This is a genomic window from Flavobacterium sp. CG_9.1 (assembly GCF_015751645.1).
GTDB classification, from domain to species: Bacteria; Bacteroidota; Bacteroidia; order Flavobacteriales; family Flavobacteriaceae; genus Flavobacterium; species Flavobacterium xanthum.
In genome coordinates this window covers 1-23,148 of record NZ_JADOVC010000002.1, presented here as the reverse complement: position 1 = coordinate 23,148, position 23,148 = coordinate 1, and the positions used below count along the sequence as shown (strand labels likewise).

At 35.3% G+C, this 23,148-nt stretch carries 22 protein-coding genes; 17 read left to right on the top strand and 5 right to left on the bottom strand.

What is annotated here, in order from left to right:
- The first annotated feature begins 14 nt into the window (after positions 1-14).
- On the top strand, positions 15-1,301 hold the full coding sequence (gene hemL / locus IWX83_RS01280; RefSeq protein ID WP_196827114.1) for a glutamate-1-semialdehyde 2,1-aminomutase: 1,287 nt from the start codon (positions 15-17) through the stop codon (positions 1,299-1,301).
- A 64-nt stretch (positions 1,302-1,365) separates the two neighbouring features.
- Here hemL and IWX83_RS01275 read toward each other — a convergent pair whose 3' ends face one another.
- The gene (locus IWX83_RS01275) at positions 1,366-1,830 is read right to left on the bottom strand and encodes a hypothetical protein (protein ID WP_196827112.1); all 465 of its coding nucleotides are present in this window, start codon (positions 1,828-1,830) and stop codon (positions 1,366-1,368) included.
- 195 nt (positions 1,831-2,025) lie between these two features.
- Here IWX83_RS01275 and IWX83_RS01270 point away from each other — a divergent pair, with 195 nt between their 5' ends.
- From IWX83_RS01270 to IWX83_RS01235, 8 genes are all read left to right on the top strand, one after another.
- The gene (locus IWX83_RS01270) at positions 2,026-2,514 is read left to right on the top strand and encodes a c-type cytochrome (protein WP_196827110.1); all 489 of its coding nucleotides are present in this window, start codon (positions 2,026-2,028) and stop codon (positions 2,512-2,514) included.
- A gap of 28 nt (positions 2,515-2,542) precedes the next feature.
- Positions 2,543-4,516 (top strand): Sec-dependent nitrous-oxide reductase, encoded by a 1,974-nt coding sequence (gene nosZ, locus IWX83_RS01265; protein WP_196827108.1) that lies wholly within the window; start codon positions 2,543-2,545, stop codon positions 4,514-4,516.
- A gap of 61 nt (positions 4,517-4,577) precedes the next feature.
- Complete coding sequence (locus IWX83_RS01260) at positions 4,578-5,594, top strand: nitrous oxide reductase accessory protein NosL (protein ID WP_231379753.1); 1,017 nt, start codon at positions 4,578-4,580, stop codon at positions 5,592-5,594.
- A 200-nt stretch (positions 5,595-5,794) separates the two neighbouring features.
- Complete coding sequence (locus tag IWX83_RS01255; protein ID WP_196827106.1) at positions 5,795-7,024, top strand: nitrous oxide reductase family maturation protein NosD; 1,230 nt, start codon at positions 5,795-5,797, stop codon at positions 7,022-7,024.
- Positions 7,021-7,743 (top strand): ABC transporter ATP-binding protein, encoded by a 723-nt coding sequence (locus IWX83_RS01250; RefSeq protein ID WP_196827104.1) that lies wholly within the window; start codon positions 7,021-7,023, stop codon positions 7,741-7,743. The genes IWX83_RS01255 and IWX83_RS01250 overlap by 4 nt, the downstream gene beginning before the upstream one ends.
- On the top strand, positions 7,727-8,494 hold the full coding sequence (locus IWX83_RS01245; RefSeq protein ID WP_196827102.1) for an ABC transporter permease subunit: 768 nt from the start codon (positions 7,727-7,729) through the stop codon (positions 8,492-8,494). The genes IWX83_RS01250 and IWX83_RS01245 overlap by 17 nt, the downstream gene beginning before the upstream one ends.
- On the top strand, positions 8,494-8,787 hold the full coding sequence (locus IWX83_RS01240) for a hypothetical protein (RefSeq protein ID WP_196827100.1): 294 nt from the start codon (positions 8,494-8,496) through the stop codon (positions 8,785-8,787). Before IWX83_RS01245 ends, IWX83_RS01240 begins: the two co-directional genes overlap by 1 nt.
- Positions 8,788-8,798: 11 nt before the next feature.
- Positions 8,799-9,170, top strand: a complete 372-nt coding sequence (locus tag IWX83_RS01235) for a group III truncated hemoglobin (RefSeq protein WP_196827098.1) — start codon at positions 8,799-8,801, stop codon at positions 9,168-9,170.
- 69 nt (positions 9,171-9,239) lie between these two features.
- Here IWX83_RS01235 and IWX83_RS01230 read toward each other — a convergent pair whose 3' ends face one another.
- The 3 genes from IWX83_RS01230 to IWX83_RS01220 form a co-directional block, all read right to left on the bottom strand.
- The gene (locus IWX83_RS01230; protein WP_196827097.1) at positions 9,240-9,797 is read right to left on the bottom strand and encodes a fasciclin domain-containing protein; all 558 of its coding nucleotides are present in this window, start codon (positions 9,795-9,797) and stop codon (positions 9,240-9,242) included.
- 67 nt (positions 9,798-9,864) lie between these two features.
- The gene (locus IWX83_RS01225; RefSeq protein ID WP_196827095.1) at positions 9,865-11,097 is read right to left on the bottom strand and encodes a hypothetical protein; all 1,233 of its coding nucleotides are present in this window, start codon (positions 11,095-11,097) and stop codon (positions 9,865-9,867) included.
- A 6-nt stretch (positions 11,098-11,103) separates the two neighbouring features.
- Positions 11,104-11,697: a Crp/Fnr family transcriptional regulator gene (locus tag IWX83_RS01220; RefSeq protein WP_196827093.1), complete on the bottom strand. Its 594-nt coding sequence runs from the start codon at positions 11,695-11,697 to the stop codon at positions 11,104-11,106.
- 268 nt (positions 11,698-11,965) lie between these two features.
- Here IWX83_RS01220 and IWX83_RS01215 point away from each other — a divergent pair, with 268 nt between their 5' ends.
- From IWX83_RS01215 to IWX83_RS01185, 7 genes are all read left to right on the top strand, one after another.
- Positions 11,966-13,780, top strand: a complete 1,815-nt coding sequence (locus tag IWX83_RS01215) for a hypothetical protein (protein ID WP_073352671.1) — start codon at positions 11,966-11,968, stop codon at positions 13,778-13,780.
- A gap of 96 nt (positions 13,781-13,876) precedes the next feature.
- Positions 13,877-14,251, top strand: coding sequence for a hypothetical protein (locus IWX83_RS01210; protein WP_231379751.1), 375 nt, complete (start codon positions 13,877-13,879; stop codon positions 14,249-14,251).
- 136 nt (positions 14,252-14,387) lie between these two features.
- A complete protein-coding gene (locus IWX83_RS01205) occupies positions 14,388-15,170 on the top strand; it encodes an MbnP family protein (RefSeq protein ID WP_196827091.1) in 783 nt (260 codons plus the stop codon).
- A gap of 59 nt (positions 15,171-15,229) precedes the next feature.
- Positions 15,230-16,270 carry a cytochrome-c peroxidase gene (locus tag IWX83_RS01200; protein WP_196827090.1) on the top strand — a complete coding sequence of 347 codons (1,041 nt, stop codon included), beginning with the start codon at positions 15,230-15,232 and terminating at the stop codon, positions 16,268-16,270.
- A 159-nt stretch (positions 16,271-16,429) separates the two neighbouring features.
- The gene (locus IWX83_RS01195; RefSeq protein ID WP_196827088.1) at positions 16,430-17,389 is read left to right on the top strand and encodes a transporter; all 960 of its coding nucleotides are present in this window, start codon (positions 16,430-16,432) and stop codon (positions 17,387-17,389) included.
- An 82-nt stretch (positions 17,390-17,471) separates the two neighbouring features.
- Complete coding sequence (locus IWX83_RS01190; protein ID WP_196827086.1) at positions 17,472-18,401, top strand: glycerophosphodiester phosphodiesterase family protein; 930 nt, start codon at positions 17,472-17,474, stop codon at positions 18,399-18,401.
- Between the two features lie 192 nt (positions 18,402-18,593).
- Positions 18,594-20,117, top strand: coding sequence for a DUF4394 domain-containing protein (locus IWX83_RS01185; protein WP_196827084.1), 1,524 nt, complete (start codon positions 18,594-18,596; stop codon positions 20,115-20,117).
- 76 nt (positions 20,118-20,193) lie between these two features.
- Here IWX83_RS01185 and IWX83_RS01180 read toward each other — a convergent pair whose 3' ends face one another.
- Complete coding sequence (locus IWX83_RS01180; protein WP_139259426.1) at positions 20,194-20,709, bottom strand: autotransporter outer membrane beta-barrel domain-containing protein; 516 nt, start codon at positions 20,707-20,709, stop codon at positions 20,194-20,196.
- 1,939 nt (positions 20,710-22,648) lie between these two features.
- Here IWX83_RS01180 and IWX83_RS01175 point away from each other — a divergent pair.
- Positions 22,649-22,939, top strand: a complete 291-nt coding sequence (locus IWX83_RS01175) for a GIY-YIG nuclease family protein (protein ID WP_196827082.1) — start codon at positions 22,649-22,651, stop codon at positions 22,937-22,939.
- Positions 22,940-23,148: the final 209 nt, after the last annotated feature.

Sequence of the window (23,148 nt, the reverse complement as noted above, 5' to 3'; positions counted from 1 at the left end):
CTTATAATTCATAAATGGTATACAAAAGAAGTAGTCAGCTTTTTGCTGAAGCAGAAAAAGTAATTCCAGGAGGTGTCAATTCGCCAGTACGAGCTTTTAAAGCGGTGGGTGGAACTCCAATTTTTGTCAAAAGTGCCAAAGGAGCCTATTTGTACGATGAAGACGGAAACCGTTTGATAGACTATATCAATTCTTGGGGACCTATGATTTTAGGACATGCTTACGAACCAGTGGTTCAAGCCGTAATTGAAAAAGCGAAATTAGGAACTTCGTTTGGAATGCCAACAGAATTGGAAACACAAATTGCAGCTTTAGCCGTTTCGATGGTTCCAAATATCGATAAAATTAGATTTGTAAATTCCGGTACCGAAGCCTGTATGAGCGCAGTTAGGCTTGCTCGTGGATTTGCTAAAAAAGATAAAATAATCAAGTTTGCAGGTTGTTATCACGGTCATTCTGATTCTTTTTTAATCCAAGCGGGAAGTGGAGCAATCACTTTTGGTTCGCCAAACAGTCCGGGAGTTACTGCGGGAACGGCCAAAGATACTTTGCTGGCAACATACAACGATTTAGAAAATGTAGCGGCTTTAATTGAAGCGAATAAAAATGAAATTGCAGCGATAATAGTTGAACCAGTTGCAGGGAATATGGGTTGCATTCCGCCAAACAAAGGCTTTTTGGAGGGCTTACGCCAAATGTGTACTGACAATGATATTCTATTAATCTTTGATGAGGTTATGACCGGATTCAGGTTAGCTGCAGGTGGAGTTCAAGAATTACTAAATGTAAATGCTGATATCGTTTGTTTCGGAAAAGTAATTGGAGGAGGTTTGCCAGTAGGCGCTTTTGCCGCTCGTGCCGAAATCATGAATTATCTGGCTCCGCTAGGTCCTGTTTATCAGGCAGGAACATTGTCAGGAAATCCTTTGGCTATGGCCGCAGGATTAGCCATGTTACAAGCTTTAGATAATGATCGTGCTATTTTTCAAAGATTAGCAGAGAAAACAGCCTATTTGGCTGCAGGAATTGATAAAGTACTGAAAGCAAATAATGTTACGTTTACGATCAATACCATTGGCTCCATGATTTCAGTTCATTTTGATGCAACGCCAGTGATAGATTTTCAAACTGCTGCAAAGGGCGATAATGAAACGTTTAAGAAATTCTTTCACGGTTTATTGCAGGAGGGAATCTACATTGCGCCTTCGGCATACGAAACGTGGTTTATTACCGATGCATTAACGTATGAGGATTTAGATTTCACTATTCAGGCAATAGACAAAATTTCTAAAACATTTTAAACCTAAAAAAGCCCCAATTCGGGGCTTTTTTATGAACTAAGATGAAATAGTTTAAGTAAATGGATTATTTTTTATCACCCATTTTTGCTGCTTTTCTGCCGTTATGATGCGCCATTCTTTGATTCATTCGGTTGTGCTTTTTCCCTTTCATGTCATCCCATTTTTTATATTGGTCTGCTGAAAGAATTTTTTTCATTCTCTCTTTCATCACAATCTGTTCGTCTAACATTTGGCTTTTTTTAGCAAAACGTTCGTCAGCTGTACCTTGTTTTTTAGCTGAATCTTTATTTGCTTTCCATTGTGCCATTCGGGCTTCTCTTTTATTAGTTTGTTCAGCAATGACTTTACTCATTTCTTTTTGTTGAGAAGCATTCAATTCTAATTCCAAAGTCATCTTTTTCAAGTGCAATTGGTTTCTTTGCTCTGGAGTCATTTGCTCCATTTTGGCTCTTTCTGGTCTTGCTTTTCTTTCTTGTGCAAAGCTTGTCATTCCGACAACTACTAATGCAACGATAAATAATTTTTTCATTTGTATTGTTTTAAGTTTTATAGTTATAAGATAGGAATGTACCTAAAAAGTTTAATCGTTAACAAAAGTTTATCGTTTGGCTTTCTAATTAGAAGTAGAGAAATCAGGGAAAATACTTTATTAAGTATGATTGTGGTCATAATTATTGCAGTAATCTAATCGCAAATTTGTTAAACAATTCTAAAAACAATTTTTATGTACAAATTAACTTTTTTTGTAGTAGCATTGGTAATGTTAACTTCATGTGGTGATAAAACCAAAACTAACGATGATTTTTCAAATGATACAGCTGCGCCTTCTGAGGAATCTGCAACCAACCCAACCGATGCAGTTGCGTATGATCCAAACAGAGGAATTGGAAAACACACATCAGTAGATTTAGGTGCTAAATTGGATGAGGTGATGGCTGCCGAAGGAGCAAAAATCCAATCTGTAAAATGTTCGTCTTGCCATAAATTGACTGATGAAAAATTAGTTGGTCCAGGATGGAAAGGCGTTACTTCTCGTCAAAAACCAGAATGGATTATGAACTTTATTACTAATCCAGATCCTATGATTGACAAAGATCCTAAACTTCAAGCGCAACTTGAACTTTGTTTAGTGAGAATGCCTAATCAGGCATTGACTGATGTAGATGCACGAAATTTATTAGAATTTATGCGTCAAAATGATGGCGTAAAATAGTTTGATAAGAAAAATAAAATAAAAAATTATGAAAAATATTTTTATAAAAACATCTCTTGCTGTCGTATTATCAAGTGTATTTTTTGGCTCTTGTAGGCCTAAAGATACTGCGGATGCGGTGAGTGGTGACGCAGCGCAAAAAGTCTATGTTGCTCCAGGAAAGTATGATGAGTTCTATAATTTTGTTTCAGGAGGATTTAGTGGACAAATGAGCGTTTACGGTTTGCCAAGTGCCCGTTTATTAAGAGTCGTTCCTATTTTTTCTGTCGATCCGCAAAGTGGTTATGGATACAGTGAAGAAACGAAGCCCATGTTAAACACTTCTCATGGTTTTGTACCATGGGACGATCAACATCATTTAAACATGTCCCAAACTAATGGGGAAGTAGATGGTCGCTGGATCTTTGCCAATGCAAATAATACGCCAAGAATAGCTCGTGTTGACTTAAAAACGTTTAAAACAGTTGAGATTCTTGAATTACCCAATAGCGCTGGAAATCACTCTTCACCCTTCATAACTGAAAATACGGAATATGTGGTTGCTGGAACCCGTTTCAGTGTGCCACCTGATAACGACAATGGCGATGTACCTATTAATACCTATAAACAAAATTTTAAAGGTTACTTAAGTTTTGTTAAAGTAGGTAAGGAAGGTGAAATGGATATTGCGTTCCAAATTGAAACACCCGGTGTCAATTGGGATTTGAGCCATGCCGGAAAAGGTAAATCTCACGGTTGGTTTTTCTTTTCTTGTTACAACACGGAGCAAGCCAATACCTTATTAGAAGTGAACGCTTCACAAAAAGATAAAGATTTTATCATGGCTGTGAATTGGAAAAAAGCAGAGGAATATATAAAAGCGGGTAAAGGAAAAAGAGTTCCTGCAAAATATGTGCACAATACGTGGGATGAAAAAACCCATACGGCGAAATCAGAGATGAGAAATGACGTTTTAGTGCTAGATTCAAAGGCTTTAAAAGATATTTGCTATCTTATTCCTTGTCCAAAATCACCACATGGTTGCGATGTAGATCCTACAGGTGAATTCATTGTAGGTAGTGGAAAGTTAGCAGCCTTAATTCCTGTATTTAGTTTTGATAAAATGAAAAATGCAATCGCCAAAAAGCAATTTGATGGTGATTATGAAGGTATTCCTGTTATAAAATATGAAGCGGCATTACATGGAGAAGTTAAAAAACCAGGTTTAGGGCCTTTACATACTGAATTTGACGGAAGAGGAAATGCATATACCACTTTCTTTGTTTCTTCAGAAGTTGTAAAATGGGATATCAAAACATTAAAAATCTTAGATCGTGCACCCACTTATTATTCTCCTGGACACTTAATGATTCCTGGTGGAGACAGTGGAAAACCGTTTGGTAAATACATGGTGGTTTACAATAAAATCACAAAAGATAGATATTTGCCAACTGGTCCTGAATTAGCACAAAGTGCGCAATTATTTGATATTAGTGGCGATAAAATGAAATTGTTACTCGATTATCCTACTATAGGAGAACCGCACTACGCTCAAGCTGCGCCAGCTGATTTAATTCGAAATAATGGTCAGCTAAAATTTTATAAAATTGAAGAGAACAATCATCCATTTGTTGCTAAAGGAGAGAAGGAAGCCAAAGTGATTAGAAAAGGAAATAGAATTGATGTATACATGACTTCGATTCGTTCGCACTTTGCCTCTGATAATATTGAAGGAATAAAAGTAGGTGATGAAGTCTATTTCCATGTTACTAATTTAGAGCAAGATTGGGATGTTCCTCACGGATTTGCAATTAAAGGTGCTGATAATGCCGAGCTGCTAATCATGCCAGGCGAAACATCTACTTTAAAATGGGTTCCTAAAAAAGCGGGTATGTTTCCATTCTATTGTACTGATTTTTGTAGTGCTCTGCATCAGGAAATGTCGGGATATGTTAGAGTTTCTCCTGCTGGAAGTACAGTTCCATTAACTTTTAGTTTGGGTACAAACATGCCAGCTAAATAAAATAACTTCACATTAAAGGGGAACAAATTACTAGTTTGTTCCCTTTTTAATAATAAAAATCATGAATAACTCAAAAATTTCAACACTTTCAAGAGCCGTGCTTTTGATCGTGATGGTGCTACTAGTGTCTTCTATTTTTGTTCCTATGTGGCGAATTGAGCTAAGCGCACCTCAATATCCAGAAGGGTTAGTTTTAAAATTACACGAAAATAAAATTGCTGGAAATGTAGATATCATCAATGGTCTTAACCATTATATTGGTATGAAAACCTTGCACAAAGAGGATTTTATAGAATTTACAGTGTTGCCTTATATTTTTGGCCTCTTTGCACTTAGCGCATTAGCCGTAGCCGTTGTTGCAAAGAAAAAAGGATTGTATGCGCTGTTTATCTCCTTGATTATTTTTGGAATTCTAGCCGCTGTAGATTTCTATCGATGGAATTATGAATATGGACACAATTTAGATCCTAATGCAGCCATTAGGGTACCGGGAATGTCTTATCAGCCTCCTATGTTGGGGTACAAGCAATTACTTAATTTTGGTGCTTATTCCATTCCAGATATTGGTGGTTGGATGTTAATTGCTTCTGGATTGCTTCTGTTTATTCTTGTTATTAAAGAAACTAATGCATTGCAGCGATATAGAAAACAGCAATCGATAGCAGTTGTTCTTCTCTTTATTTCATTGATTTTTACATCTTGTATAAAGAGTGAGATGGTCCCTATTGCACTGAATCTGGATGCTTGCGATTATTGTAAAATGACCATTGCTGATGGTAAATATGCATCCGAAGCGATAACTGAAAAGGGAAGAGTTTATAAATTTGATGATATCATGTGCATGGTAAAGCATAGTAAAGAAAATGTCAAAACTAAAATTGCGTCTTATTATGTTAGTGATTACAATCAAAATAATGTTCTAATTCCTTCTGAAAGCGCTCATTTTATTAAAGGAACTGAAATCAATAGTCCAATGCGTGGCGGAATCATAGCTTTTTCTACTGTCGCTGATGCTAAAGTGTTTCAAAAAAAATTAAAGGCGGAAGGCGTTCAATGGAACAATATACTCCTAAAATAAAAGCTGCTATTTAATAGTAGAAAGAAATAATCTTTGCGTGACTTTATTGTTTAGATCTAGGATAACGAGGGTGTTTTTTCAACAATTTTTAGTGTTGAAATTACTAGACAGTTCTAAGTCGGTGTTAAATTCCAAATTCTACTGCAGAAAACCTTTTTGTTTTATTGATTTACGTGCGCATCTTCTAATTAAAAAAAACAATGAAAAACGTATCATTTATATTCCTACTGTGCTCATCAATCCTTTTTGCTAATGTGATAGAAGTAGGGCCGAATAAAGCAATAAAATCAATTAAGAAAGCCATTAGTCTGGCTAAAATAGGCGACACGGTTTTAGTTCATAAAGGTGTTTATCGAGAAGGCAATATTGAAATCGATAAAAGAATTTTTTTTCTGGGTAAAGGATATCCAGTTTTAGATGGACAAAAAAAGTATGAAGTACTTTCTATTAAAGCGGATAGTGTGGTTGTACAAGGTTTTAAAGTAATAAAATCGGGTTATGCAACACTCGAAGATCCATGTGCTATTAAAGTATACAATAAAAAAAATGTCATTATTCAAAATAATATTTTAGATGATAATTTTTTTGGAATTTATATACAGAATGGAGAAAACTGCTTGATCAAAAATAATAAAATTGTAGCCTATGGTAGTGAAGAGCAAGAAATAGGTAACGGTATTCATTGCTGGAAAAGTGAAAATCTCCAAATAATTGGAAACAGCATTTCCGGTCATCGCGATGGAATTTATTTCGAATTTGTAACTAATTCGGTAATCTGGAGAAATATTTCGACGAGTAATATTAGGTATGGTTTGCATTTTATGTTCTCAAATAACGATGCTTATATTACTAATGTTTTCAAGAATAATGGTGCCGGAGTTGCAGTAATGTTTACAAAAAATGTCAAGATGTTCAATAACTATTTCGAGGATAATTGGGGAGATAGCGCCTATGGATTATTTCTTAAAGAGATTACCGATAGTCATATCATTGGAAATAAATTTTCTAGAAATACATCTGGAATTCACATGGAAGGCACCAATCGAATTCGAATTGAAAAAAATATATTCGAAGCCAACGGTTGGGCGATGAAAATTCAGGCCAGCTGCGTAGACAATGAAATCGTGAATAATAATTTTATTGGGAATACTTTCGACATGGGAACTAACGGAAGTTTAGTTTTAAATACGTTCGATACTAATTATTGGGATAAATACGAAGGATATGATTTGGATAAAAATGGAGTTGGCGATGTGCCGTATCATCCGTTAAGTTTATTTGCGGTTTTAGTTGAAAACAATCCCGCGGCGATGTTGTTGTTCCGTAGTTTCATGATTACACTTTTGGATAAATCCGAAAAAGTGTTGCCTAGTATCACCCCAGATAATTTCATTGATAATTCACCATTAATGCATTCATTACCATTATGATTGAGATCAAAAATATAGATAAAAAGTTTGGAAAATTAGAGGTTTTAAAGGATATCAATCTTTCTTTTAAAAAAGGAGAATGCATTGCTTTAATTGGTCCAAATGGCTGTGGAAAAACGACATTGATAAAATGTATTTTGGGAATGGTCATACCTTCTAAAGGAGATATTCTAATCAATGATAAATCAATTTTAAAGGAATTTAAATATCGGGAACAAATAGGATATATGCCGCAAATAGGTCGTTATCCTGATTATATGACGGTAGGGCAAATCATCGAAATGATAAAAAAAATTCGAAATTCTAATGAGGTTTTAGATGAGGATCTTATAACAGCATTCGAACTCGAAAAAATAGTTGACAAACAAATGCGGACACTTTCGGGTGGAACCACGCAAAAAGTAAGTGCTACGCTGGCCTTTTTGTTTAATCCTGAGGTGCTGATTTTAGACGAGCCTACAGCGGGGTTGGATCCTTTGGCTTCGGAAATATTGAAGGAGAAAATTATAAATGAAAAAGAAAAGGGAAAACTTATTTTGATTACTTCTCATCTTTTGAGTGAATTAGATGATTTGATTACCCAAATTATTTATATGCAAGACGGAATAGTACATTTTCATCAAACCATCGCTGATTTATTAGAAGCAGCAAACGAACAAAAAATATCGAAAGCAATTGCTAAAATCTTAAAAAACAAAAGTAATGAACCGAATCATTAAAATCATTTTTCTGGATATTTTAAAGAACAAGATTATACTGGCGTATACCCTTATTTTAGCTATTCTTTCCTGGAGTTCATTTGGTCTTGAAGATAATTCTGCCAAAGGATTACTTACCATTTTGAACATAATTTTATTCACGGTTCCGTTGGTTTCCATTCTTTTTGCCACGATTTATTTGTACAATAGTACGGAGTTTATTGAGCTTTTATTAAGCCAACCCGTTAAGCGCAATAAAATTTGGCTGAGTCTATTTGTCGGACTTTCTTTAGCAATGGTTTTGGCCTTTTCTATTGGAGCTGGTATTCCACTGTTAATCAATGCGCCAGATAGCGTAGGCATTATGATGATTGTAATAGGTTGTCTGATTACGTTTGTCTTCGTGGCTTTGGCATTTTTAAGTTCGATACTGTCCAGAGACAAGGCCAAAGGGATAGGAATTGCCATTATGGTATGGTTGTATTTTGCACTGCTTTTTGATGGAATAGTTTTGTATTTGTTGTTTCAATTTTCGGATTATCCAATTGAGAAAGCAATGATAGTTGTTACAGCCTTTAGCCCAATAGATTTAGCCCGAATTCAAATCTTGTTGCATTTGGATGTTTCGGCGATGATGGGATATACAGGAGCAATTTTCAAAGATTTTTTCGGTACTTCATTGGGACTTTTACTTTCTTTCTCGTTGCTGTGTTTGTGGATTATTATCCCATTTTTCATTTCATTAATCAAATTTAAAAACAAAGATTTATAATGTTTAAAGATATACTTCAAAAATTAGAAAATGCTGCTAATCCAGTGGCACAGGTGGTTCAAAATACTTCTTGCAGTAAAGTAATGGTGATTGCTTTCAAAAAAGGAATGATCCTTAAGGAACATAAAACGGATGTTCCTGCTAAATTAGTAGTGATAAAAGGTAGCGTGATTTATAAAGAGGAAAACCAACAAAATGAACTCTTTCTTTATGAAGAACGGGAAATTCCGGTAGCAGTTTTACATTCCGTTGAAGCATTGGAAGACAGTTTGTGTTTATTGTTTAAAGGTTAAAAAATCTAGAAATGAAAACAGATATAAAAAACAGAAACGACATTGAGAAGCTGATAAATGCTTTTTACGGTAAAATAAAAACAGATACTAAAATCGGTTATTTTTTTACAGATGTAGCGAAGGTAAATTGGGAAGAGCATTTGCCTAAAATGTATGATTTCTGGGAAAACATCATGTTTTCAAAAGGAAATTATACCGGAAATCCGATGACTAAGCACAAAGAGTTGCATCAAAAAAGTGAAATGAAACAAGCTCATTTTCAGCATTGGAATGCCTTGTTTAACGTAACGGTGGATGAATTATTCACAGGAGAAAAAGCAGAAGAAATTAAACAAAGAGCGATGAATATTTCGGGAGTATTGATGTATAAAACAATAGGATGAAAAGTATAAAAAAAGCGTAAACTATTTTGGTTTACGCTTTTTTCAATTGGGCAAAATGAATTAATATTATTATTTTTTTGGAAGTAAAACGTCATTTATTACGTGTATAATTCCGTTTGATGTTGCTATCGAGGCCACTATTTCTGAACCATTTACAAACACCTTGTCACCTTCTTTAGTGATTTTTATTTTTCCGGCATTCACTTGTTCATATTCCTGCCCATCTTGCATGTATTCCGTTTTTAGATTTCCAACGTACGTGTGGTACTCCAAAATGTTTTTTAAATCATCTTTTTTTCCAGGTTCTAATAATCCTTCAACGGTTCCTTTTGGGAGTTTGTCAAAGGCAGCGTTTGTTGGTGCAAAAACGGTAAACGGTCCAGCATTGCTCAATACATCTACTAATCCTGCCGCTTTTACTGCCGCAACAAGAGTGGAGTGATCTTTGCTTCCGGAGGCAGTCTGAACAATATTGGGACTAGAAGCTTCATCGACAACAGCAGACTGTCCTGCGCCTTGAGTTGCTGTGTTTTCTGTGGTGGTTTCAGGGGAAACTGCACTGTTTTGTTTGCAACCAAAAATGGTAAACACACAAACGGCTACTACTAATTGAATTGATTTTTTCATAATTAAGGTTACTTTGGTTTTGTGTAACAAAGTACTTAATTATCAATTTTTTATGCTATGCGTTCAATCATAAAGGGAGATTATTTTTAACTTTTTTGATGGAAAAATAAGTGGTAAATCCGATTCCTAAAAGCAAGAGTAAGGCTATGACGAATAGAAGTTCATTTACATACGGAATTATGGTATAACTGAACGATGCAACACCTTGAATGGCGAGAACCAACTCGTTCATGAAAACGCCAACGGAAAATAGTATTAGTCCAATTTTTATCTTTTTATTGATACTAATCAAATGACTGGCATAAATGTAAAACAATAGGAACAACGTGATTACCGCCAATAAAACCAAGTGTAAATAGGCAATTACAATTGGTCTGAAACCAAAGGCAAGCTGGCTTAAAGATGGGATTGTCGAACCCAATTGCAAGATGAATTTTATACTTAATGCCAAACAGGAAAAGAGTACTATATAGCGTAACAATGGAGCAAAATTTTTCAAATACTTTTTTTGTTTTGGTACTAAAATTATAAGAAGTTTAAACCAGGCAAAAACTTGTATTAGTGCTGCAAAGACAGAAATCGAATAAAGCCAAATGGGTAAATTCAACCAAAGTGTAGACAAAAAATAGGCAGGAATACAAGAGACAGCAAATAGCTTAAAGGAGGTTTCGTAAAAGGAATGTTCTGATTTTTTTAGGTTTAAAAAGCCAAAAAACAAACCGATGCAACCAAAGAAAAACCAACCGTTATACTGAAAATGAAGAAAATAATAAATGGAGGATAAATACAAATCCTGAATGACATTTTTACTAGCCATCATGTAAGCCAAGTAAAAAGTTCCGAAAGAAGAAATAATATTAAAAATTAAAGCGGCCTTAAACCAGTTTATTGCAGCAAAATCAGGGTCCAGTTTTCTTAAATCTTTGATGTAATAATAACAAAAAGCATAGGAAACCAGAATCGATGCCGTTGAGAAAAATATGGAAATCATGCCGTATCCCTGAATAATAAAGAAAATAAGCATTCCGTAAGAACAAATGAGATTGGCTATAATTATTTTTCGGTATTTATGTACTTGAAAGTTGGCAGTTTTATTCTGAATAAAATACACCATCAATATCATCAAAGTATGGGTGATCCATCCTGAAAAAGCAAAGTGAGAATGGGAATGTAAGATGTTCTTTTGATTAAAATAGGGGAATTCAAAACCTATTTTATAACGCATTAAAACGCCTAGAGCAGCAACGATACAAAGGTTTAACAAGGAAAATTTAAGCCAAAATTGTATGTTTAATTTCATTTTTTTTTAATAAAATATTTTGTGATTGATAATGTCAACTTTGTTGCAATCATTCATTTTCGAAAAAACCCGAATCACCGTTTCGACTCTCAAACCGGTAAAATTTGCAATTTCCTGTCGTGTATAAGGAATTAATACTTTTTGGCCATTGCACTCTGATTTTCTTTTGTGTGTGTTCAAAAAAGCAAGAATTCGAAATTCTGGTTTCTGGTTGATAATCTCTTTTGAGGTATTGGATTTTGAATGAATTTTATTGGCAAGTAAAACCAAAAATGATTTTTGAATTAAAGGATATTCATCAAGAATTTTTAAAAATTTATCTTTTGATAATTTCATGATCGTGCAATCTTGAATGCAAACGGCTTTTGCCGGATATAGTTTTTCAATAAATAAGGGAGGCTCACCAAAACTTTCTCCTTTGCAAAAAAGCCCTTGTGTGTACTCTTTTCCTTCGTCATTGGAGTTAAACATTCTCACGGTTCCATCAATAATTTGGTAATAAAAATGAGCCACTTCATCTTCATTGAAAACGACTTCGTTTTTTTTGTATTTTTTTGCAACAGCGCCCCAGGAAAAAAGTAAATCAATGTCTATTTGCATATTTAAATTGAATTTAGGAATGTATTGTTTGTAAACTTGTAGGACTCATGGTTGTAATTGCTACAAATATAATTTCTCTAAATTTAACAATATTATGATTGTAATCATACTATCGAAGTGTAAAATGTAATGCTTTTCATAGTGCCTTAAAACAATATCGAAAATGGCTAAAGTATTTTATTAAAGTAGCATAGCGTATGATATTTATCAGTTTTTATACGGTTTAGTTTCCCGAATTTTGAGGTTTATTTATTAAATCATTTTTAACATGACAGAAAATAATCCCCTTCATACGTTCCATATTCCCGTGATGGGACTTGCCTATACTATTGATAGTCCGATACGTGTAGCTAAATATGGAATATCGTCCGTTATTTCAATTATGGATGATGAGCTTATCGAAAAAATGAATGCTTTTTACAGCAAGAAATTCGATTTACCCTATCAGGAAATTACACAAAAAATTCACGATTACCGCGCAGAACGCATTACTTCGTATCTGAATTTGGTAGACAAAATCGTGAAGGAAAAATTCGAAAATTTCAAAACGGAATTATCGGAAAGCAAATCAGCTTTGGAAAATTACATTGCCATGTTGCCCAACAAATCAGCCATTAAAGCAGGCTTGCAAAATTTGATGGAAGACGGTTTTGCTTTCAAAGATAATATCAAAAATTATCTGGAGAAAAATCTTTATCCGGGCGATATTGATGTTAATATTATGACCAAATTGGATAAGGATAATTTCATCAAAGAGGAACAATTACCCATTACTTTTAATGATGCACATGCTGCGCTGCGTGGGTTTGTAAACAGTACATTAGCATCTTCGGTTGTTTTATCGGCAGGGATGAATCCAAGATTATACAGCTATTTCGAAAGTTTTTCGGCTTTCTTTCCGGATGCGAATAATGCACTGAAGAAGAAAATCACGCTGAAAGTGAGTGACTTTCGCTCGGCGATGATTCAAGGGAATTTTTTAGCTAAAAAAGGACTTTGGGTTTCGGAATACCGAATCGAATCCGGACTGAATTGTGGCGGACACGCTTTTGCCACCGAAGGCTATTTATTAGGACCAATTCTGGAAGAATTTAAACAGAAAAAAGAACAACTGATTCAATCTGCGCATGAGTTAATGGTGAAAGCATTGGCACAAAAAGAAATACATGTTCCAGAACAACCTTTGGATTTAAAAATCACGGTTCAAGGCGGCGTAGGAACTGCTGAAGAGCATGATTTTCTATTGGAAAATTATAATGTGGATTCTGTGGGTTGGGGTTCGCCGTTTTTATTGGTTCCTGAAGCCACTTCGGTAGATAAACACACCAGAGATTTATTGGCTGTAGCCAAAGAAGATGATTTGTATTTAAGTCATATTTCGCCGTTGGGAATTCCTTTTAACACGTTGCGAGGAACTACCAATGAAACGCTAAAACAAAAACGAATTAATGACAATAAAGCGGGAAGTTCCTGCCCCAAACGCTTTTTGGCGTTAAGCAAAGAATACGATGCCACGGGAATTTGTACGTCATCTAAGAAATACCAAGACTTGAAACTGGAAGAATTGCTGCTTCAAAAAGATGTTTTAACTGCTGAAGTTTTCGAAAAAAAGAAAAACAGTATTACGGAGAAAGCCTGTCTTTGTGTGGGGTTAGCTAATGCTTCGTATTTGGAAAATGACATTAAAATAAAAGGTCAGGCGCAAGGCGTCATTATTTGTCCAGGACCCAATATGGCTTATTTTGATCAAGAAGTTTCACTGTCTAAAATGGTGCAGCATATTTATGGAAACGCATCAGTATTGACGGTTACCAATCGACCAAATCTATTTGTGAAAGAGTTAAAAATGTATTTGGATTATCTGAAAAATGAAATATCAGCAGTTACGGAAGAAATCACTTTGGGACAAATTAAAAAATGGAATTCGTTTAAAAATAATTTGCTACAAGGAATTGAATATTATGAAGATTTATTTTCAATAACTCCTTTTTTCGAAAGTACTAAAAAAGAGATTCTTAGTCAATTTAATTCCTATAAATTAGAATTATTTGAGATTGAAATCCCCGAATTGAAATTGGCGTAAAGCCTCCAGAAAGTTGTTTTTAAATAGAATGATTTTTACAGGATTATTCTATTTAAAAACATTTTTTTATACTCCATGATGTTGTAAATTTGCACCGTGAAAAAAATCATATTCATAATTGTATTAATCCTACTTGTAAAGCCAGTCCTTCCGGTTTTAGAGTATGTTATCAATTATGAATACATTTCAAAAGTGCTTTGTATCAATAAGGACAAACCTAAAATGCAATGTAACGGAAAGTGTCATTTGATGAAAGAATTGGCTAAAGCTTCTGATGCTGAAAAGCCTCTTTCTACAGATAAAAAAGGAACGACTTCAATCCTTGACGTACTCATTTTTGAGGAAATAAAATCTTTTGATATTATACCGCTTTGTTTTGGAACCAAAGAAAAAACAAACGCCTACTATTCTAATTTATACTTTCACTTGAATAGTGCTTCTGTGTTTCACCCGCCCGCTTTCATTTCTTAAATTTTTAGGCACGTAGTGTGCTTTTATTAATTCGTTTTTTAACAACGGATGAGATTCTGTTTGCTTTTTTTGGAAATAAATCATCCAAAAACGGCATGCAAATCAATACCTAATATTTAAAATAAAATCTTAAGAAATGAAATTTCAATTAAAAAATATACTAGCTGTAATGGCTATCGCAGTTACCTTATTTTCTTGCTCTAATGACAATGATAATGAAGCGATTACCGGAAACGGAAATCTAAAATTAGAATTCGATAACGTATACAAATCGGCTAATTTTGCTTTTAATACGAACTACACTAATTTGAATGCTGAGGTGGTTGCAGTTTCTAAAGCCATGTACATTGTGAGTAATATTGTATTGACAAAAGAAGACGGAACTACATTTACGTATCCAAAAAGTCAAAGCTATTTTATTGTAGATGAAGCTACGCCTGCAACATTAGTATTGAATCTTACTAATATTCCTGCCGGAAATTATACTAAAGTTACCTATGGAATTGGAGTTGATAAAACCCAATGGGAAGCTGGAGCAACGGGTCAAGGGGACTTTTTGGCAACAGCACAAACTGCTGGAATGATGTGGTCTTGGAGCGCCGGTTATAAGTTTGTGGCTTTCGAAGGTTCTTTTACAGCACCCACAGTGTCAGTAGCCAAAGAATTTAAAGTACACACTGGACAAACTGGAACCGATTATAACTATGCCGAAGTTACTTTGGGTTTTCCTGAAAAAGCATTGGTACGAACTACAATTACGCCTCAAGTTCACATTATGGCTGATTTGTCCCAAGTAATTGACGGAACCAATAAAATCAATTTTTCAGAATCAGCAACCGTCATGGGCGGTGCTAAATTAGCATTAGTAACCGCTAATATTTCTTCGATGTTTACAATAGATCACGTACATAACGACTAAATTTAAATCTAATAGCGGTTGGGAATTAAATCTCCGACCGCTTTTAAAAAAAAAATAAAATGAAAGCAAAATATATCATATTGCTCATTTTGCCGTTGTTTTGGAATTGTTCTACTGATGACAACGAGGCGTATCAAAATATTCCTTTGGATTTTCAGGTTCCCGCTAATTTCCCACCTTTGGCTTATAATTTAGCGAATAATCCACCAACAGAAAAAGGATTTGAACTCGGGAAAAAACTTTTCTACGACGGGCGATTGGCTTCGGATGGCATTGTTTCCTGCGGTTTTTGTCATATTCAGGAAGATGCATTTACGCATCACGGCCACACTTTGAGTCATGGTGTTGATGACGCCATAGGAACCCGAAACACGCCGCCAATCCAAAATTTGGCCTATCAAACCACATTTATGTACGATGGTGCAACGACACATTTAGACCTGCAACCCATAATTCCGTTCACCAGTCCTATCGAAATGAATGGTGATTTTGCAAAAGCGGTTGCTATGATGAAAGGAGTTGCTGAGTACCAAAAGCTATTCAAAATTGCTTTTGCCGATGGACAAATCAATTCCGAAAACATGCTCAAAGCCTTGGGACAATTTATGGTAATGGTCACGTCCTCAAATTCTCGTTTTGACAAGTACCGCCGCAGCGAATCGGGTGGAACACTCACGCAAGTGGAGCAGGATGGTTATGCCATTTTCAATCAAAAATGTTCCAGTTGTCACGCCACAGATTTATTTACGGACAATTCTTTTAGGAATAATGGTTTGCCTGTAGATCCCGCATACAATGATATTGGTCGTTTTCGCGTGACGGAGTTGCCTCAGGATAAGTATAAATTCAAAGTGCCAAGCCTTAGAAACATAGAGAAAACGGCTCCTTACATGCACGATGGCCGCTTATTTACGCTGGAAGCTGTTATGGAACATTACAATTCTGGTGTAGTCAATTCAGCTACTTTAGACCCCATTTTGAACAAAAACGGATCACTCGGAATTCCATTAACAACAACCGAAAAAACAAAAATTATTGCTTTCCTAAAAACATTGACGGACACGCAATACCTAACAGACAAACGTTTTTCTGAATATTAATTTAAGAAGCTATTTCCTGCTGTACACTGCAAGTCCTGACTACAAAAGCTGTTTTTCTATGTCCTGAAAAGAGCTTCCGCTGGTCGCTTTTTCAGGACAAGAAAAACAAGCTTTTTCGCTCCGGGCTTTCCGTTTCCATCAGGGCTAAAAACAACAAACATGAAAAAATACGCATTACTTTTAGTACTTCTATTTCAATTGGCAAACGCCACCGAAAAAGATAGTTTAAATACCATAAATCCATTTACAAAATACCATTCATTCCTAGAAGAAGAGGATTTTTGTGATGCCTGTGGCTGCTCAGCCAGCGGCGGAAGCATGGGATTCGCCTCGATGTTGAATTCTAATTTCGTCGGGATTCGGTATTTCAATCAACAATACAAATCCATGGATGGTTTGTACAGCAATTCACCTTGGTACAAAGAAAATTTCAATACCGTTCAGGTTTGGGGCCGAATCCCAGTAAGCGAAAAAGTGCAGGTTTCGGCATTACTACCGTATCATTTTCATGAAAGAGAAACCGCGACAGGCGATAAAAGCATCAGTGGGATTGGCGATATCACGGTTTTGGCAATGTATCGGTTGTATCAAACGCATAAAGACAGCACTTTTTTGGTTCATACGTTGCAATTGGGAGGCGGAATAAAAGCGCCAACCGGAAAATTTAATGAAGCGAATTCTGGAAGTATCAATCCAAGTTTTCAAGTCGGAACAGGAAGTTGGGATTATCTTTTGGCTACCGAATATATCGTAAAAAGAAAGCAATTTGGCTTAAACGCGATGCTGAATTATGTTATAAAAACAGAAAACCAAAAGAGTTATCGTTTTGGAAATCAGTTAAATTATGCAGGGACTTTTTTCTATTTGTATGAGAAAAATAGTTTTTCTATTGTTCCACAACTGGGTTTTGCTGGTGAAGTTTATGAAAGTAATTGCCAATACAATCAAAAATTACGGAATACAAGTGGCGATATTCTTTTCGGGAAAGTTGGTTTTGAGGTTGGTAAAGACAGACTTTCTTTTGGAGCGAATGCCATGTTACCCATCAATCAAAATCTTACCGGCGGCAATGTAGAAGCAAATTACAGATGGAGTGTAAACCTTAATTATAGTTTGTAATTGTCGAGTCTCTTTTATGTTGGAGTTGTCATTTGATGCCACTTCAATTCCTTACTTTTACAGTCCAATTAAAAAAAAGAATATGTTTCAAAATAAGAATTTTTGTTTTTCGTTTTGCTTCTTAATAATTAGCACTCTCGGTTTTGCACAGGTAAATGAATATGTTTTGCAATTTAAAACACCATCACAATTGCATCGTTTTTTAAAATATTCGAACAAAAGTATCCCCTTGATCAGTGCGCATAGAGGTGGTCCAACAACCGGATTTCCAGAAAATAGTACCGCTACATTTGCAAATGCTATTCGATACAATCCTACAATTGTAGAAACGGATATTGCGCTGAGTAAAGATTCTGTTTTGGTTATGATGCACGATAATAAGCTGGATAGAACAACTACGGGTACGGGTAAGATTGAAAACTACACCTATAAAGAATTACAGCAATTCTTTTTAAAAGATAATGAAGGCAACCAAACCCCTTATAAAATAGAAACTTTAGATCAGGTTCTGCAATGGGGGAAAGGCAAAGTAATTTATAACCTTGATGTAAAAAAAGGAGTTCCTATGAAAATGATTGTCGATGCAGTACGCAGGAACAAAGCCGAAGCTTATTCTGTTATTATAACCTACAATGCAACTCAAGCCGCCGAAGTAGCTCAACTGGCTCCAGATTTAATGATTTCGGTTTCGGCGAGAGGAAAAGAAGATGTAGAGCGTATGGAAAATCTGGGTGTCAAAGTGGATAAAATGATCGCTTTTGTGGGTACAGCAGAGCCAAAGGCCGAAGTGTATCAGTATTTAAACGGCCGAGGTATAGCTTGTATTTTGGGTACCATGGGCAATATCGATAAAAGTGCTGCCGCAAATGGGGATGCTTTGTATTATAAATTAATTGAAAATGGCGCAACTATTCTTTCGTCTGATCGACCTGTTCAAGCAGGAAAACAAGCAACGAAATTCACTAACGACAAAAAGCTGAAATCAAGGCATATTAAAATTATAAAGCGATAATAATAAAAAAGCATTATTTTAAATTCTCTATTATTTTCTAAAATTGGTTGGCAACCCTTTCTAGTGAACCAATTGAAGGAGTTTTTTATTTCGGCAAACGTTTCAATTTAGTTGTTTTTTAAAGTTTTTTAAAATTTTAAAACCATAGTGAACTACACTTCGTACATGAAGGGATAACTAAATAAATAAACGATGAAAAACAAACAACAAAAAATAGGTTTTGCTTCCATTATTGGTCTAGCCCTTTTATCTAGTATTGCAATTTCTTGTAATGATGAGGATAGCAATGAAATGATGATGCCAGTATCGGCACCTGATGTAAATTTTACGGCATTAGCCAGTAATAATACAATTCTAACTTTTAATGCACGAAATTTAGGAACTCCAACTTCGACTACACCAATTGTTGGTTTACCTACATCAGAAAACATCGTAAGTATTGATTACAGACCTGCAACCGGACAGTTATATGCTGTAGGTTCGTCTAGTCGTCTTTATTTTATTAATGAGAAAAGTGGAGTTGCAACTGCATTGGGTGCTGGATCTTTTTCTCCTGTTGTTGCTGGAGTTAATGCTTCATTGGATTTTAATCCAACCGTAGATAGAATTCGTTTGGTAACAGAATCAGGCCAAAATTTAAGATTACACCCAGAATTAGGAACTGTTGTAGCAACGGATGGTGTTATTAATGGCGGTACAAATCCTAAAATTGGTGCAGTAGCGTATACGAATAGTATGGCTGGTGCAACAACTACAATGTTGTATGATATTGATTTCGAACAAGATAAGTTATATATTCAATCGCCACCTAATGATGGTGGACTTCAGCTTGTAGGTGATTTAGGAGTTGACTTTCAAGGTGCAGGGGATATGGATATTTCAGCAGATAATTCTACTGCCTTGGCTGTAACTAATAATACAAATGGATCTACATTATATACCATTGATTTAGCAACGGGGAAAGCCGTTGCTGTTGGAAAATTCACTGCTCCGGTAATTAGTATTGCGTTCAAGACGAATCCAGTTGCTTATGCTACAACTTCGGGCAATATGTTGGTTCGTTTTAATCCTACAAACGGAAGTAATACTTCTGTTTCATTAACTGGGTTGGCTACAAATGAAAGTATTGTAGGTTTAGATTTTAGACCAGCTAATGGAGCATTATATGCGATCTCTAATCAAAGCAGATTATTTTCTGTGAATACAGCTAGTGGTGCGTTAACAGCAGTAGGGTCTCCATTGTTAACGGTATTGTCAGGTACTTCTTTTGGTTTTGATTTCAATCCAACAGTAGATAGAATCAGGTTAGTAAGTAATACAGGTCAAAACTTGCGTTTACACCCAGATTTAGGAACAGTAGTATTTGTAGATGGTAATTTAAATCCTGGAACCCCATTTGTTACGGGTGCCGCATATACCAATAATGTGGCTGGTGCAGGTACAACCACTTTATTTGTGATGGATTCACAAACGGATATGCTATACCGTCAAGATCCACCAAATAACGGAACATTAGTTGCTATTGGAAATTTAGGAGTTAATATTGATGAAGATAGCGGATTTGATATCGGTGGAAATAGTGCTACTGCTTTCGCCTTATTAAAGGTAAATAATAGTGCTTCAGTTTTTAGTATCAACTTGACAACTGGTGCAGCAACCAAAGTTGCTGAACTAAATATTCAAGCTACAGCGATGGCGGTTGGTTTAGGATTTTAAAACTAAAACATTCTTGAAATAAAAAGTTGGCTCTAATCAAAGAGCCAACTTTTTTTGTTTTTACACACTGACTATTTTAAAAATGCAAAGCAAAACCAAGATTAAACTGTAAACTATTGTCATAATATTGTTTGTGAGTTGCCATATTATAACGAATTCCGGGTTCGATACTTACATTTTTACCTAAAAATACCGCATAACCAACTTGCGCACCTATGTAGGTAGGATTAGCATCTGCGTCACCAAAACCGACTCCATTATAAGAAAGCTCAATAGGAATCATCGTTTTTAAATAGTATTTGGCTCCAATTTTATAAGCAATCGGTTCGCCGACCCCATCTATTTCTCCATAGCCTAATCCTAATTTAAGTGCCAGATTATCTTTGATAAAATAACCTCCTTCAGCTCCAATGTTGTAGGAAGTGATTCCGTCCGAAGAACTAAAATACATGGCGGTAGTCCCTACGTTTCTTCCAAAGCCAGTATTGGCTTCAATAAGCCATTTGCCTTTTGATACTTGACCTTCTTTGGCTTGACCATTGGCAAAGCCAAAAGCAAATAAGGCTAGAATCGATACAGTAATTTTTTTCATGTTGAATTGTTTTTTGTTCATCAAAAGTAACAGTTAAATCCAATTACCTAAGAATTTTATGACTTATTTAACAGAAGTAAAGTAGTACAAAAGAAGACGATTTTCTGTAGCTGAAAAGGAAATTTTTAGTCAGATCGAGTATTTTTCTCTCGAAGGTTCGGGAATAAAAATGTATCGAGAAGCGCTTTGCATTATAGAGTTCTCGAACATATGTTTGTCATCATCATCACCAAACACGTCTCTCTCGTTTATCCCGAACTTGTTTCGGGAAGTGTTTTTGGCTTGTAATGGATTTTCCAAACTAACCTAAAACTGTCAAGCCAAAAATGTATCGAGAAGCGCTTAATGTTATAAAGTTCTCGATACAATTTTTAAAGCAGTTCATTTAGTTTAAAAAGCGAGCTCGACTTTAGCTTTAAAAACCACTCGAACAGACGTGCGTAAAAGGTGTTTTAGTTTAACAAATCGAGCTTAGTATTGATAGCTATTCTTGTCTAATACATCTCCTCCGTTTATCCCGAACTTGTTTCGGGAAGTGTTTTTGGCTTGTAATGGATTTTCCAAACTAACCTAAAACTGTCAAGCCAAAAATGTATCGAGAAGTTCTTTTCGTTATAGAGTTCTCCTCAGTGCTAACTATTCCTGTCCTTGACGTCTCTTCGAGTGTTTTTGGCTTGTAATGGATTTTCCAAACTAACCTAAAACTGTCAAGCCAAAAATGTATCGAGAAGTTCTTTTCGTAATCAGTTCTCGATACAATTTTTAAAGCAGTTCATTTAGTTTAAAAAGTAAGCTCGATTTTAGCTTTAAAAACCACTCGAACAGACGTGCGTAACAGGCGTTTTAGTTTAACAAATAGTATTTAGTATTGTATACTTTTCCTTTCCTCTACGTCTCTTCCGTTTATCCCGAACTTGTTTCGGGAAGTGTTTTGGCTTTTATCGAATTTCGCGGACTAACCTCAGACCTGTCAAGCCAAAAATGTATCGAGAAGCGCTTTTCGTAATCAGTTCTCGATACAATTTTTAAAGCAGTTCATTTAGTTTAAAAAGCGAGCTCTACTTTAGCTTTAAAAACCACTCGAACAGACGTGCGTAACAGGCGTTTTAGTTTAACAAATAGTATTTAGTATTGTATACTTTTCCTTTCCTCTACGTCTCTTCCGTTTATCCCGAACTTGTTTCGGGAAGTGTTTTTGGCTTGTAATGGATTTTTCATAGTAATCTCAAACCTGTCAAGCCAAAAAAGTATCGAGAAGCGCTTAACGTGATAAAGTTCTCCTCAGTAGGTACTATTCCTGTCCTTAACGTCTCTTCGAGCGTTTTTGGCTTGTAATGGATTTTTCATAGTAACCTCAGACCTATCAAGCCAAAAATGTATCGAGAAGTTCTTTTTGTAATCAGTTCTCGATACAATTTTTAAAGCAGTTCATTTAGTTTAAAAAGCGAGCTCTACTTTAGCTTTAAAAACCACTCGAACAGACGTGCGTAAAAGGCGTTTTAGTTTAACAAATAGTATTTAGTATTGTATACTTTTCCTTTCCTCTACGTCTCTTCCGTTTATCCCGAACTTGTTTCGGGAAGTGTTTTTGGCTTGTAATGGGTTTTTCATACTAGCCTAAAACCCGCAAAGCCAAAAAATTATCGAGAAGTTTTTTTCGTTATAGAGTTCTCGAAGATATTTTCGTCATCATCACCAAACACGTCTCTTCGAGTGTTTTTGGCTTGGAATGGATGTTCCATACTAACCTAAAACTCGTCAAGCCAAAAATGTATCGAGAAGCGCTTAACGTTATAAAGTTCTCGATACAATTTTTAAAGCAGTTCATTCAATTTAACAAATAAAGTTTAGCTTAGCTTTAAAAACCACTCGAAAAGACGTGTATAAATAGCGAGGTAGAATGAGTAAATAATCAGATTAAAAATTAAAAAGTAAATCAATGAAGCAGTCTTATGTTTATATTTTAAAATGTTCTGATAATTCTTATTATACAGGCGTGACCAGTAATTTAGAGAGTAGAATGTTCAAACATAATTCGGGTTTCTATCCCGATTGTTATACTTTTCTAAGACGGCCATTAGAATTGGTTTTTTATTGTGAGTTTACAGATATTAATTTAGCAATAGATAAAGAAAAGCAAATAAAAAAGTGGTCACGAGCTAAAAAGGAAGCAGTAATAAACGGAGATTATGATGCATTAGTTAATTTGGCAAAAAAGAAGTTTGATTAGTGAATATTTGGAATTCCTGCTAGCCATGGCATTCTGCACATCTCTCTCGTTTACCTCGAACTTGTTTCGGGAAGTGTTTTTGGATTGTAATGGATTTTTTATACTAACCTAAAACTGTCAAGCCAAAAATGTATCGAGAAGTTTTTTTCGTTATAGAGTTCTCGAAGATATTTTCGTCATCATCACCAAACACGTCTCTTCGAGTGTTT